The organism is Kitasatospora sp. NPDC057223 (assembly GCF_042669755.1).
GTDB lineage: Bacteria > Actinomycetota > Actinomycetes > Streptomycetales > Streptomycetaceae > Kitasatospora.
Map to the genome: position 1 here is coordinate 22,279 of NZ_JBHUWW010000093.1, position 13,501 is coordinate 35,779.

General features: G+C 75.8%; 13 protein-coding genes. 5 read left to right on the plus strand and 8 right to left on the minus strand.

Annotation, left to right across the window (positions count from 1 at the left end):
• Positions 1-117 precede the first annotated feature (117 nt).
• Positions 118-612: a hypothetical protein gene (locus ACFUK0_RS27655; protein WP_380254883.1), complete on the plus strand. Its 495-nt coding sequence runs from the start codon at positions 118-120 to the stop codon at positions 610-612.
• A gap of 353 nt (positions 613-965) precedes the next feature.
• On the plus strand, positions 966-2,240 hold the full coding sequence (locus tag ACFUK0_RS27660) for an acyl-CoA dehydrogenase family protein (protein ID WP_380254885.1): 1,275 nt from the start codon (positions 966-968) through the stop codon (positions 2,238-2,240).
• A gap of 29 nt (positions 2,241-2,269) precedes the next feature.
• Here the strand turns inward: ACFUK0_RS27660 and ACFUK0_RS27665 are convergent, their stop codons facing one another.
• A complete protein-coding gene (locus ACFUK0_RS27665; RefSeq protein ID WP_380254887.1) occupies positions 2,270-3,475 on the minus strand; it encodes a phosphotransferase in 1,206 nt (401 codons plus the stop codon).
• Between the two features lie 474 nt (positions 3,476-3,949).
• On the opposite strand from ACFUK0_RS27665, the gene ACFUK0_RS27670 reads away from it, so the two are divergent.
• Positions 3,950-5,431, plus strand: a complete 1,482-nt coding sequence (locus ACFUK0_RS27670) for a hypothetical protein (protein ID WP_380254889.1) — start codon at positions 3,950-3,952, stop codon at positions 5,429-5,431.
• Positions 5,432-5,457: 26 nt separating this feature from the next.
• Here the strand turns inward: ACFUK0_RS27670 and ACFUK0_RS27675 are convergent, their stop codons facing one another.
• Complete coding sequence (locus ACFUK0_RS27675) at positions 5,458-5,850, minus strand: hypothetical protein (RefSeq protein ID WP_380254891.1); 393 nt, start codon at positions 5,848-5,850, stop codon at positions 5,458-5,460.
• A 360-nt stretch (positions 5,851-6,210) separates the two neighbouring features.
• Between ACFUK0_RS27675 and ACFUK0_RS27680 the strand changes: the two genes are divergently transcribed.
• Positions 6,211-7,689 carry a HEAT repeat domain-containing protein gene (locus ACFUK0_RS27680; RefSeq protein WP_380254893.1) on the plus strand — a complete coding sequence of 493 codons (1,479 nt, stop codon included), beginning with the start codon at positions 6,211-6,213 and terminating at the stop codon, positions 7,687-7,689.
• A gap of 76 nt (positions 7,690-7,765) precedes the next feature.
• Here the strand turns inward: ACFUK0_RS27680 and ACFUK0_RS27685 are convergent, their stop codons facing one another.
• A complete protein-coding gene (locus ACFUK0_RS27685) occupies positions 7,766-8,611 on the minus strand; it encodes an undecaprenyl-diphosphate phosphatase (protein ID WP_380254909.1) in 846 nt (281 codons plus the stop codon).
• 260 nt (positions 8,612-8,871) lie between these two features.
• Entirely contained in the window at positions 8,872-9,585 is a 714-nt protein-coding gene (locus ACFUK0_RS27690; RefSeq protein WP_380254895.1) for a class I SAM-dependent methyltransferase, read from the minus strand.
• A 136-nt stretch (positions 9,586-9,721) separates the two neighbouring features.
• Here ACFUK0_RS27690 and ACFUK0_RS27695 point away from each other — a divergent pair, with 136 nt between their 5' ends.
• Positions 9,722-10,219, plus strand: a complete 498-nt coding sequence (locus ACFUK0_RS27695) for a DUF4396 domain-containing protein (RefSeq protein WP_380254897.1) — start codon at positions 9,722-9,724, stop codon at positions 10,217-10,219.
• A gap of 65 nt (positions 10,220-10,284) precedes the next feature.
• Here the strand turns inward: ACFUK0_RS27695 and ACFUK0_RS27700 are convergent, their stop codons facing one another.
• The 4 genes from ACFUK0_RS27700 to ACFUK0_RS27715 form a co-directional block, all read right to left on the minus strand.
• Positions 10,285-11,148 carry a biotin-dependent carboxyltransferase family protein gene (locus ACFUK0_RS27700; protein ID WP_380254899.1) on the minus strand — a complete coding sequence of 288 codons (864 nt, stop codon included), beginning with the start codon at positions 11,146-11,148 and terminating at the stop codon, positions 10,285-10,287.
• A complete protein-coding gene (locus ACFUK0_RS27705; protein WP_380254901.1) occupies positions 11,145-11,810 on the minus strand; it encodes an allophanate hydrolase subunit 1 in 666 nt (221 codons plus the stop codon). The genes ACFUK0_RS27700 and ACFUK0_RS27705 overlap by 4 nt, the downstream gene beginning before the upstream one ends.
• 41 nt (positions 11,811-11,851) lie before the next feature.
• Positions 11,852-12,628, minus strand: coding sequence for a LamB/YcsF family protein (locus tag ACFUK0_RS27710; protein ID WP_380254903.1), 777 nt, complete (start codon positions 12,626-12,628; stop codon positions 11,852-11,854).
• A gap of 160 nt (positions 12,629-12,788) precedes the next feature.
• A complete protein-coding gene (locus ACFUK0_RS27715; RefSeq protein WP_380254905.1) occupies positions 12,789-13,382 on the minus strand; it encodes a hypothetical protein in 594 nt (197 codons plus the stop codon).
• Positions 13,383-13,501 lie beyond the last annotated feature (119 nt).

Below are 13,501 nucleotides of genomic sequence, written 5' to 3' on the forward strand. Positions count from 1 at the left end.
GAACCGAACGTAGCCCGGACGGTTGCTCAGAGTCAACATTGGTCTCTGAGCGTGGATCTCCGCACGGTGTCCCACCCACCTCGTGAACGTGGTGTGCCGGACACGTACGATGTTGCCATGTCTTTTCTCCGCCGTCGCTCCGGCCAGCCCGCAGGCCCGGACTTCGACGTGCTCGCGATGGATCCGGGCGACTGGCCCGGCGACTTCGGCGCCGCCATGATGGCCGGCCCCGACGGCTCCTGCCAGGGCATCTTTCTGCGCTACGACCTGTTCGGCGGCCGGGGCCCCGCAATGTTCATCGGGAATTTGCCCGAGAACTCGCCGGCCCGCGACACCGGGGACGCGGTGCCCTTCGAGGTCCGCCAGCTGCTCGCGGCCCTGGAGAACAACGAGCCGGTGGAGTTCGTCTCCGCCGAGGACTTTCCCGTCCTGCTCGGCGACGACCTCCTGATCGTCAAGAAGGTCAAGGTCAGCGAGGAGCGGGTGTTCTGCTCGCAGTTCGGGCGCAGCGACGGCGTGCAGGTGACCATCGCCTCCTGGGACCGGCCGATTTCGGACGATCTCTACCAGCTGCTGAAGCCGCTGCCCGCGGACATGTTCCAGCAGGGCTGAGCGCGCCGCGCCGGCCCGGGCCGCGAGGCCTACTTGACGGTATCGATCAACGCTTCGTACAGTCACGAGCATGTCGTGCCGTCTCTCGCTGCTGACCCTCTCCGAGCCATCGGCCTGCGGGACCTCCACCAGCTGTCTCGACCTGGGGCGGAACACCGACGAGGCGTGTCCGGGCAGATAACGGGATTCGTTCCCACTCGGCGGTTCGCGACCGTCCGGCCCCGGCCGCCCGCTCGTGATTCCGGGCCCTCCTCCGAGGCGCCCCGGGCCGCCGGATCCGGTTTCCGCACGCGTGTCGAGCGTGCCGCCCGCATTCTGCCGAGCCCACGCTGCCCGCCCGGAGGCACCGCACCATGACCGTCACCGCCGACCAGTCGCCCGCCGAGTCCGTCACGCCGCCCGACGCCGAGCCCGCCGGCCCGCCGGCGCCCTCGCCGGTCGCGGAGGCGTTCGCCCGGCTGCCCCGCGTCGTCGACCTGCTGGCCGCCCGCGCCGAGGAGCACGACCGCGACGCGACCTTCCCGTACCAGGGGATCGAGGCCGTCCACGAGGCCGGCCTGCTCACCCTGACCGTCGCCCGGCGCTACGGCGGCCCCGGCGCCACGCTCGCCGAGATAGTCCGGGCGCTCGGCCAACTCGGCCGCGGTGACGCCTCGGTGGCGGTGGTCACCGCGTTCACCCTGCTCCACCACGCCGAGCAGGGCCGGACGTCCGGCTGGCCCGCGGCCGGATACCGGCGGCTGCTCACCGAATCACGCCGGGGCCCCGCCCTGGTGAACACCCTGCGGGCGGAGCCGGGCCACCACACGGGCCTGCCCGAGACGGTCGCCCGCCGGGACGACGAGGGCTGGCTGATCACCGGCCGGAAGACGTACTGCACCGGCGCCGAGGCGCTGGCCTGGATGGCGGTCACCGCCCGGACCGAGGGGCCGGCGCCGAGAGTGGGCACCTTCCTCGTCCGCGGCGACAGCGCGGGCGTCGAGGTGGACCCGACCTGGGACCAGCTCGGCCTGAGAGCCAGCGCCAGCCACGACGTGCTGCTGGACAAGGTGCGGGTGCCGGCCGAACTGGCGCTCGGACTGGGCGGCGGCCGGGACGCGGCCAGGGAGTCCACCAGAGAGGCCGCCCGCGAGAGCGCCGCCGCCGAGGCCGGGGTCACCCGGGCCTGGCACGACCTGGCGCTCGCCGCCGTGTACCTCGGGGTGGCGCGGTCCGCCCAGGACTGGCTGGTTCGCTTCCTCGGCCAGCGCACGCCCGCCAACCTCACCGAGCCGCTCGCCACCCTGCCGCGCTACCGCAGCGCGCTGGGCGAGATCGAGGCCGTGCTGATCGGCGCGGAGGAGCTCGTCCACGGCCTCGCGCCGCGCGTCGACCTGGCCGACCCGGACGCCGTCGCCCGGACCGGTCCGGCCCAGCTGCTCGCCTCCCGGGCCGCCATCTCCGCCGTGCAGCAGGCCGTCGCCCTCACCGGCAACCCCGGGCTGAGCCGGCGCCACCCGCTGGAGCGCTACCTGCGCGACGTGCTCAGCGGCAGAGTGCACTTCGCCGCCGACGAGGCCGTCCTGGAGGCGGCCGGCCGGGCCGCCCTGGACCGCAGCACGGTGCGCGGCGCCCGCCCGCAGGCCTGACGCTCCCCGAGGAGCACCGGCCGGGCCGGTCAGCGCGTGCCCACGGCGGCGCGGACGGCCCGGCGGGCCAGCGCGGCGTCCTCGTACAGGCGGCGGATCATGATGCGCTGCTCCTCGCCGGCCCCCGGCACGTCGTACAGCCGGATCTCCCGCATCAGCACGAGCACCAGGTTGACCAGGAACGCGTCCCTGGCCAGCGTGCCGCCGGACTGCGCGAGCTGGCTGATCTGCCGTCGGGCCGCGGTGTCGCCCGACAGCACGCTCCAGAGCACCGCGAGGTCGTACCCGGGCAGGTACCAGCCGGCCTGCTCCCAGTCCACCAGGACGGGGCCCGACGGCGCGAGCAGCACGTTGCTGAGCAGCGCGTCGCCGTGGCACAGCTGGAGCGGGGTGTGGGCCAGGCCGTGCAGCAGGCCGCGCAGGTCCCCGGCGTCCCGGTCGGTCAGCTGGCCGACGGAGTGGAACCGGGCGATCTCCATCTGGTAGTCGAGCGGCGTCTGGAAGACGTCCGTCGGCGGCCGCCACTGGTTGAGGGCGCGGACGGCCCCGAGGACGGCCCGGATCTCGCCCGGCGTGGGCGCGTTCACGGGGTGGCGCTCGCGGGCGGCCGGCCGGCCGGGCACCCGCTCGACCACCAGCACGCAGCGGTCGTGGTCGGCCGCCACCAGCCGGGGCAGCCGGACCGGCGGACGGTGCCGGACGAACGCCCGGTAGACCGCGACCTCATGGTGGAAGTCCGCCACCAGCTGCTCGAACACCTCACCCCGGACGGCCTGCGGCGAGAGGCACTTGGCGACCACCGGGGCGCGCCCGATGGTGCCGGCCACCAGGATGTGGCGGCTGCCGTCACGCAGGACCTGGCGCGGGGTGAACGCGGGACATATCCGCGCGATGTTGGCCAGCGCGGCCCGCACCGACGGCGTCTGCAGGGCCGCCGGGTCGATCCGCTCGACCGCCGCCGGCTGGGCCGGCCTCCCCCGCAGCAGCCGGTCGGCGCCCGGACGGGTGGGCGCCAGGCGGGGGGCGCCGCCGTTCAGGGCCGTGTCCGCGGCCCGCAGCCCCAGGGCGGTACGGCCGGCCAGGCCCCGCGGGTCCGTGCTGCGCCCGTCGGTGCCGCGCGGCGCCGACGGACGGCTCTGCGGAACGGGCTTGGGGCCGGGCCGGGTGCCGGCCGCGCTCGGAGCGCGCGGTGCGGTGCGGGTGGTCGGTGCGGGTGAGGTCGCTGAGGAGTGCATGAGGGTTGGGTGATCCCTTCCTTGCCGTCGGCGGGCTGCCCCCGCTGGCGCGGGGGAGGGCGGGCGTTGCGATTTCCTGGCGCAGCGCGGGCCCCGCTCGGTGCGGTCGGCCGGCGCGGGGGTGCCGGGCACGGACGGCGGGCCGGAGCCCGCCCGCACGGCGGCCGGTGATCCGTCCGCGTCCTGGGGAAACGCGGTCGGCCGACTGCCGCTGCCGTGCCCGGCGCCCTCGCGCCACCCGGCCGCGCCACCCCCTCGGGTGACGGCCCGGGAGCGCCCCGGCGGGTATGGGGGAGAGCCCCCGCCCCGCCGTGGGCGCCGACCCGAGCCCGAGGGCGGGGTGGCGCACCTCTACATCACACCGACTCGGCACTGGCACACCATGTGGCGGACCCTGGCGAACCCTGGCGAATGCTCGCTTGGCACATGACACGTCGTTAGGGTCGAACCAGCCGAGGAACCTGGGGGCTTCACGTGAGCAGGGAATCCAACACCCGACTGGCCGACCTGTTCGCCCTGACCGGATGGTCGAAGGGCGAACTGGCGAGGCTGGTCAACCGGCGCGGTGCGGCGATCGGTCAGCAGCAGCTGTCCACCGACACCTCGCGGGTGCGCCGCTGGATCGAGCAGGGGGAGATCCCCCGCGATCCGGTGCCGAGGGTGCTGGCGGCCGTGTTCACCGAGCGGCTCGGCCGTGTCGTCACCACTGAGGACCTCGGTCTGGAACGACGCCGGCCCACCAGGTCCACGACAGCGCAGTCGGCAGAACCCTGGGAGCCGGATCGGACGGCCGCGGTCCTCACCGAGTTCACGGGAATGGACCTCATGCTCAACCGACGCGGATTGGTGGGTGCGGGCGCCGCACTCACGGCGGGAGCGGTCGTCGCCGACTCCCTGCACGGCTGGCTCACGGGGGACGCGGTGGCGTACGCGGCCGGCCGTCCCGGGCCCAGACAGGTGGTCACCCAGGCGGGTGCCCGGCCGGTCGTCGACGTCTACGAGTCCGGCCAGGTCGGCTTCGACGAGGTCGAGGCGCTGGAGCGCTCGGTGGAGGTGTTCCGGGCCTGGGACGCCTCCCGCGGCGGCGGCCTCCAGCGCAAGGCGGTGGTCGGCCAGCTCAACGAGGTGGGCGGCCTGCTCACCCACCGGCACGCACCGGCGCTCGACCGCAGACTGTGGACGGTCGCGGCCAACCTCGCGGTGCTGGCCGGCTGGATGTCGCACGACGTCGGCCTGGAGCCGACCGCCCAGAAGTACTTCGTGATCGCCGCGCAGGCCGCCAAGGAGGCCGACGACCGGCCCAGGGCCGGCGAGGCGATCTCGCGGGCCGCCCGGCAGATGATGCACCTGGGCCGGGCCGACGACGCGCTCGACCTGATGCAGGCCGCCAAGGCCGGCGGCGGTGCCGAGTCGCTGCCCCGGACGAGGGCGATGCTGCACACGGTGGAGGCCTGGGCACAGGCGGCGCTGGGCCGTTCGCAGGCGACCCGGCGGTTGCTCGGCGAGGCCGAGGAGCTGTTCGTGCAGGACGACGGGGAGGCGCTGCCCTCCTGGATGCAGCTCTTCAACGCGGCGGAGCTGCACGGCATGCAGGCCCTGGTCTACCGGACGCTCGCCGAGCACGACCCGAGCGCCGGGCCGCTCGCCGTCCGGCACGCCCGGCTCGCGATCGACCTGCGCTCCAGCAACGGCCGGGAGCGTTCGGTCCTGCTGGACCGGATCACCCTGGCCTCCGTGCACTGGATCTCCGGCGAGCCCGACGAGGCGCACGTCCAGGCCAAGCTGGCGATGGCCTCGATCGGCCAGACCTCCTCGCACCGCACCTGGGACCGGCTGCGCGAGATGTACCGGCTCACCGCCGGGTACCAGGGCCTGCCCGTGGTGGACGAGCTGCGCGACGAGCTGCGGGAGGAGCTGCGGGTGGCGGACGCGAAGCAGCGGCCGCGGCTGGTGTAGCCGCGGCCGGAGAAGGAGAAGGAGTCTCAGCCCTCGCGCAGCAGCATGCGCAGGGCCGTCACCCGGCCGTCCTCGTCGAGGACGGGAGTGCCGGCGCACCGCACGGTGCCCCGTGTGCCGTCCGGCCGGAGGATGTGTACGGGGGCGGCCGGCGTGCGCCCGTGCACCAGGATGTCGGTCATCATCCGCCGCAGCGCGGGGCGGTCCTGCTCCGGGAGCCGGGCCGGCAGCTGGTCGAGTGTGAGCGGACCGAGCCGGGGGTCGCGGCCGAGCAGCAGGTAGGCCTCGGGGGACCAGTGGACACTGTCGGTGAGCAGGTCCCACTCGGCGGCGCCGACCACTGCGGCGCCGCGCTGCCCCTCGGCGGGCCGGCCGGTGACGGCGGCTGCGCGGGGGGAGGCAGGGGAGGAGAGGCTCATCCGAGGTCCCACGGTTCGGGGGCGGTGCGGTACGGAGTGGTGCTGAGGCGGTGCTGAGGTGGTGCGGTTGTGAGACGACTGTCGCACAGCCGCACCGGGCTTGTGAGGGCTTTGGGTAAATCTCCCGCAATGTTCCCGGGGCATATGCCTCACTCCGGGACGCCGCCGGGCCCGTGCGGCGGGTGCCCGGCCCCGCCCCGGCCGCCGTCCCACCTGTCCGACGCCCTGTGTGCGCGGGGCCCGTCCAAGGGGTAACCTTCGGTGATTCCGGCGCCCGGGCGCCCACCGCAGGACCGACCAGTCACCCCCGGCGACGGAAATCCCGTTGCCACCTAGACCGCCGCAACGGATGCTGACCTCATGTTCGAGCCAGTGATAGCGCCCAGTGCCAGCCTCCTCGGCCTCCTCCAGCGAGGCCGCGGTGACGGGCAGCTCCATGCGCTGGCGGCCGACCGCACCGAGGCGATCAGCGCCCTGGAGGAGTGCGTCACCAGCGACCCGCGAGCCGACTGGCAGGTCGAGAACCGCTCCCTCTACTACGCACGCCTCTACATGGAGCTCGAAGCGCCGCTCGACGGCATCGAGGACCACCTGCACGACCCGGAGGACCTGCTCGACCACGAGGACAACCGCACCGGCCTCGCCCTCTCCGTGCTCGGCCACCTCGCCGCCTACGGGCGGCGGGACGCCCTGCTGCTCCTGCGCGAGTACGCCGCCACCGGCACCAACTGGTCCTGGGCCCTGGACGAGCTGGCCATGCGCGACGACGACCTGGGCCTGCTGCTGCTCGGCCCGGCCGTCCTCGACCGCTTCCCCGAGGGCCCCGAGGGCGACGCCGACCTGAGAGCCGCCGTGCGCGGCGCGTACGAGCCCCGGCCCTGGCGGCTGTGGGCCGCGCACCACCCGAGGATCGCCGCCGCGAGCGAGCAGTCCCCCTTCGACCTGTGGCAACGCCAGCTCAACCGGGGCGGGGTCACCCCCGGCTGGGGCACCGCCGACGTCCTGGCCTGGGCCGACCAGGGTGATCCGTTCGACGGCGCCGCCGCCTTCGACCGCTTCGATCCCGCCGCACCCGCCGAGCCCGACGCCGGTGCCCGCCGGGCCGCCGCCGCGGCCCGCTGCCTGGCCGCCGTGGTGCGGCCGGAGGATCGCGAGACCGTCCTGGAGGCCGCCCGCTGCGGCCTGCCGGGCGCTCGCCGGGCGGCGCTGCGCCACCTCGTCGACGTCCAGGACCCGGCCGCCGCCGGGCTCATCGAGGCGGCCGCCGCCGATGTCGACGGCCGGATCGTCCGCGCGGCCCTGGAGGTCCTCGGCCGGATGCGCGGCCCCGCCGCGCTCGCCCACGCCCGCCGCTGGGCCGATCCGGCCACCGGCGGCGCCGACAGCGCCCTGGGCGAGGCCGCCGTGCAACTGCTCGCCGACGCCGGCGAGCCCGCCGACGGCCCGCTCGTGGTCGCCGCCCTGCGCAGCTGGATCTCGGTGCGCGGAGTCTCCGGCGCGGGTCTCGGCGTCCTGGTCGACGGTGCGGGGCGGCTCGCCGCCGCCGCCGCCGTGCCCGCCCTGCGCCACGTCTACGGCGAGGCCGCCTCGTCCGAACTGCGCGGCCGGGCCGCCCGGGCGCTGGCCGCCACCGACCGCCACTTCCCCGAGGGCCCCGCCGTCGAGTGCCTCTGGGACTGTGAGGAGGCCACCCGTGAGCTGGCCGCCCGCCACGTCGCGACCACCGGTGACGCCCGCGTGCTGGAGCGGCTGCGCCGCCTGGCCGCCGACCCGGCCGAGGAGGCCGAGGTCCACGCCGCCGTCCGCGGCCGGCTGACCGCGCGCGACCGCCGGGGCTGACCGCCCGGCGCCGGGGGGAACGCCGTCGGCCCGGGCGCGTGGTGCGGGGCGCCCGGGCCGAGGAGGGGTGGTGCGGCTACTTCGCGACGACGCCCGCGTCCGGCTCCAGCACACCGAGGCTGACCAGTCCGATGATCAGGACGCCGAGCAGCACCCGGTAGACCACGAACGGCGTGAAGCTGTGCGAGGAGATGTACTTCAGGAACCAGGCGACCGCCGCGTACCCGACCACGAAGGCGATCAGGGTGGCGAGGATCGTCGGGCCCCAGGCCGGGGCCGGGCCCTCGCCGATCTTGAACAGCTCCAGCAGGCCCGAGGCCAGCACGGCGGGGATGGCGAGCAGGAACGAGTACCGGGCCGCCGCCTCCCGGCTGTAGCCGAGCAGCAGGCCGGCGCTGATCGTGCCGCCGGAGCGGGAGACCCCGGGGATGAGGGCGAGCGCCTGGGCGAAGCCGTACCCGATCGCGTGCGGCAGGGTCAGGTCGCTGATCGGCCGGGCGTGCCGGACGGCCCGGGTGCGGTCGGCGACGGCCAGGATCAGGCCGAACACGATCAGGGTGGTGCCGATCACCCGCAGGTCGCGCAGCGAGCTCTCGATGGTGTCCTGGAAGGCGGCGCCGAGGATGCCGATCGGCAGCGTGCCGATGATCACGAACCAGCCCATCCGGGCGTCCTGCTCCGAGCGCAGCGCGGGCCGGAACAGTGACAGCGTCCAGGTCTTCACGATCGACGCGATGTCCCGGCGGAAGTAGATCAGCACGGCGGACTCGGTGCCGAGCTGGGTCACCGCGGTGAACGCGGCGCCCGGGTCGTCCCAGCCCAGCAGTGCGGAGAAGACCCGCAGGTGGGCGCTGGAGGAGACCGGCAGGAACTCGGTGAGTCCCTGGATCAGGCCGAGGACGGCCCCGTGGAACCAGTCGATCACCGGTTACCCGCCCGGGATATCAGTCGGTCGGTGCGCATCAGCGGTCCGTTTCGTCGGTGCAGCCGGCGGTGCGTTCGCCCGCGGTGCAGGTCATCGGGTGCAGGTCGTCGGGTGGGGTTCGGGCGTGCGGGCGCGCGCGGCGGGACGTGCCGCCGCGCGCGCGGGACGATGCTACGCGCTGAAGGTGTCGGGATTCCGCGCGCCCCCGCATGCCCCCGTGCCCGCGGCGGCCGGGCCCGGGCGAGGCCGGCACGGGGTCAGCTCGCCGGGCGGGCCCGGGCCCAGGTGCCGTCCTCGGTGAGGTACCGGTCGAGGGTGAGACCGGCTTCGCCGAGCGCGTGTTCGAAGGCCTCGGGGGTGAGCGGACGGGACAGGAAGGTCTGCGTCCAGCGGGCGTCCGGGAAGACGTACTCGACGTGCACGGAGTTCACGCCGGGCCCGGCCGGCTCGGCGGACACCACCCGCGACAGGCCGTCGCCGATCCGCCGTTCCCGGGGCAGCCGCTCGTGCCAGTCCGCCCCCTCGCGCTGGACGAGCACGCAGCCGCCGGCGGCGACGTGCCGGCGGCAGGTGCGCAGCAGCCCGCGCCGCACTTCGGGGTCGCCGGCGTGGACGAGGAACGAGCCCAGCAGGACGACGTCGAACCGCTCGCCGAGGTCCAGTCGCTCGATCGAGCTGCGGACCGTGCGGGCGCCCGGCACCCGGCGCACCCGTTCCAGCATCTCCGCCGACTCGTCGACCGCCGTCACGGCGAAGCCGCGCCGGACCAGCGGCCCGGTCACCCGCCCCGTCCCGCAGCCGAGCTCCAGGATGCTCGCACCGGCCGGCGCGGCCCGCTCGATCACGTCGGGCTCGTCCCCGACCGGGAGCCGCTCCCACACCTCGACCGCGCAGCCGTCCGGTGTGATCGCCCCGGGCCCGGTGCCCCGGTAGCCCTTGCGTGCCTGCCCGTCCGTCCCGTGTCCGCTCATCCCGCCATCGGAACACGGCGGCGGTGGCGATGGAAGGGCGCGGCGCCGGACCTTCGGGCACCAGGCCGGGGAATACCTGTAGGGGGTATGTGGTTGGGAGGGAGGAACAGCCGAGCCCCAGCCTGCGGAGGAAGACATGACCCACCTCGCGCACCACGACCACGCCGCTCACCCGGCGCAGCGGCACCGTGCGGGCGGCGGCTGGCGCACGGCTGCGCAGGCCACCCTGCACTGCCTCACCGGCTGCGCCGTCGGCGAGGTCCTCGGCATGGTGCTGGGAACGGCCCTCGGGCTGCACAACGGCGCCACTGTCGGCCTCTCCGTCGCCCTGGCCTTCGTCTTCGGCTACGCGCTGACCATGCGGGGCGTCCTGGGTGCCGGCCTGCCCGTGCGGCAGGCCGTCAAGGTCGCCCTGGCCGCCGACACCGTGTCGATCCTGGTCATGGAGCTGATCGACAACTCCGTGATCGCCGCCGTCCCCGGCGCGATGGACGCGGGTCTCGGCAGCGCCCTCTTCTGGGCCTCGCTGGCCGGCTCCCTGGCGCTCGCCTTCCTGCTGACCGTCCCGGTCAACCGCTGGATGATCGCCCGTGGCCGCGGCCACGCCGTCGTCCACGCCCAGCACGGGCACTGACCCGGCACGGCCCGGGAGCCGTACGAGGGCGGGGCCGGCCCGGCACCGGGCGCGGCCGGGCCGGGTCAGCCGCGCAGCAGTACGAAGCGGACGAGTGTGCCCGGCCGGGCCTGCGCCGCGGCGGCCAGGTCGGGCCGGGGGACGACGCCGACCACGGGGTACCCGCCGGTGGTCGGGTGGTCGGCGAGGAAGACCACGGGCTGTCCGTCCGGCGGGATCTGTACCGCGCCCAGCACCATGCCCTCGCTGGGGAGTTCGCCCGCCCGGGCGCGGCCCACCGCGGGGCCCTCGGTGCGCAGCGCGACCCGGTTGCTCGCCGCGGCCACCCGGTAGTGGTCCCGTGCCAGCCGGGCCACCGCCCGCGGCTCGAACCAGTCGTCGCGCGGGCCCGGATGCAGGCGCAGCACGAGGACGGCCGGCGGCGCGGGCAGCGGGACGAGGTCGGGTGCGCCGCCGCCCGGGGCCGGGGGCGGGCCGACCGGCAGCCGGGCGCCCGCCGTGAGCGGGGCCGGCCCGAGGCCCGACAGGACGTCGGCGGAACGGCTGCCGAGGACGGGCGGCACCGCAATCCCGCCCGCGACGGCCAGGTAGCTGCGGACGCCGTGGGTGGCGGCCCCGACCTCCAGCACGCTGCCGGCGGGTACGGTCACCGGCGCGCCCCAGGCGGCGGGCCGCCCGTCCACCCGGACGGGCGCCGGGGCGCCGGTCACCGCGAACCGGACGGGCCCGAGCGCCCGCAGCGCGACGCCGCCGAGCGTCGTCTCCAGGGCGGCCGCGCCCGGCTCGTTGCCGACCAGTCGGTTCGCGGCCCGCAGCGCGGGCTCGTCCAGCGCCCCGGCCCGGGGCACGCCCAGGTGGGCGACGCCGCGCCGGCCCAGGTCCTGGACGGTCGTCAGCGGGCCCGGACGGAGCACCTCCAGCGCGGTCATCCGTGCTCCTGCGCCGTACGAGGCGCCGTCCGCGGTGCCGTCTGCGGTGCCGGCTCCCGGACCGGGGTGAAGCGCACCCGGACGCCGGGGGCGAGCAGGGCGGCCGGCTCGCGGCCGGTGTCCCACAGCAGCAGGCCCGTGCGGCCCAGCAGCTGCCAGCCGCCGGGGGAGGACCGCGGGTACACCCCGGTGTAGGGGCCGGCCAGGGCCACCGACCCGGCCGGTACGGAGGTGCGCGGGGTGGCCCGGCGCGGGACGGCGTACCGGTCGGCGAGCCCGGTGAGGTAGCCGAAGCCGGGGGCGAACCCGCAGAAGGCGACGTGGTACTCGGGTTCGCTGTGGATCCGGACGGCGGCCTCGGGGGAGACGCCCCAGAGCGCCGCCACCTCGCCGAGGTCGGCGCCGTCGTACACGGTGGGCACGTCCAGCAGCGGGCCCCCGGGGCCGGCGGCGGCGCTCGGCCGCCAGCCCGCCAGCAGTGCGGTGAGGGCCCGCCCGTCCCCGACGCCGTCGAGCAGGACGGTACGGGCGGCCGGCACGATCTCGGTGACGGGCGGCAGCCCGCCGGCCTCCCGCAGCCCGCGCAGCCAGGCGTAGAGCGCCCCGGCCCCGGCCGCGTCGGCGACCTCGACGAGCAGGGCGTCGGGACCGGCCCGGCGCACCGTCGCGCCGCCCGTGCCCGCCCCGCTCTCCCCGTCGGTGTTCAGCTGAACGCCTCCACCCGGATACCGGCCGAGGCCAGTGCCCCCCGGACCCGCCAGGCGAGCTGGGCCGCCCCCGGGGTGTCGCCGTGCACGCAGAGCGACCGCGCCTCGACCGCCACCGGCTCGCCGCCGACGGCGGTGACCAGGCCGTCGCGGGCGATGCCGACCGCGCGGGCGATCACCGCCTCCGGGTCGTGCACCACGGCGTCCGGGTCCCGGCGCGGGACGAGCGTGCCGGCCCAGGTGTAGGCGCGGTCGGCGAACGCCTCGGTGACGACGGGCAGTCCGACGCCCTCGGCGACCGCCAGCAGCCGCGATCCGGGCAGTCCGAGCACCGGCAGCGGGCCGTCGCAGACCGCCCCGGCACGGAGCACGCCCGCGACCACCGCCTCGGCCTGCTCGGAGTCGGCGACCACCCGGTTGTAGAGGGCGCCGTGCGGCTTGACGTAGGAGACCCGCGAGCCGGCCGCGCGGGCGAACACCTGGAGCGCGCCGATCTGGTAGGCGATCTCGTCCGCCAGTTCCTCGGGCGGGACGTCCATCGCGCGGCGGCCGAAGCCGGCCAGGTCGCGGTAGGAGACCTGGGCGCCGATGCGCACCCCGCGTTCGGCGGCCAGTGCGCAGACCCGGCGCATCGTCGACGGGTCCCCGGCATGGAAGCCGCAGGCGACGTTGGCACTGGTCACGACGGACAGCAGCGCCTCGTCGTCGGTCAGCGTCCAGCGTCCGAACCCCTCTCCGAGGTCCGCGTTGAGATCGATCACCGTATCGGCCACGCCTTTGTCCGCCTCCCAGCAGCTCCGCACCGCAGCTCTCCACCGCGATGGTAGGGCCTGCCGGTGGCGCCCGGCGGCCGTGCCGGGGATCCCGGGCGGCGCCCGGCCGCCCGGGCCCGCGCACCGCCCCCCGGTTGGCCCAACGGGCCCCCGGCCCCCGTCAGGCGGCGGCGGGCGCCGCCGTGCCCGCGGTGCCGTGCCGTTCGGCCTCGCGGATCCCGCGCAGCACGATGAGCAGCGGGATCACCCCGACCACGCCGAACGACATGTCGACGAATCCCCAGTACACCGGGATCCCGCGGAGCGGTCCGCAGACCAGCGCGAGCGGGATGATCCCGCCGCAGGCGATGACGGCCCACCGGATCACCCAGACGTTGCGCACCGGGTCCTGGATCGGCCCCCAGAACGCCACCGCGATCACCAGGTGGGCGAAGGCCAGCCAGTCGGTGCCGTAGGCGAGGAACGGGTAGCGCCGGTTGGTGTCGGCGATGCCGTCCCGGACGGCCAGCAGCTTGCCCAGCAGCCCGGGGAAGTGCTCGGACAGCGGGGCGGCCGGGCCGGTGGCGAAGTCGGCGAGCCACCTGGTCTCGCTCTCCAGCGGAAAGGCCGTCAGGCCGCTCAGGACGAGGCAGACCACGAAGATCCACAGCCACCGGCGGACCCGCCGCAGCGCGGCGGCCGCGGGGTCGCCCGCGTCGGCGGGACCGGCAGGGTCGGTGAGGTCGGTGGGGCGGGTGGTCGTGCTGCTGCTCATCTGGGAACCCCCGTGCCGAACGCCGGGCGGTGGCTTTCCCCACCCGTGCGAGGACGACTCTAGACCTCGCTTTGAACGTGTTCAACATTGGGTCGGCGCTCCCGGGCGCGGCACTGCCC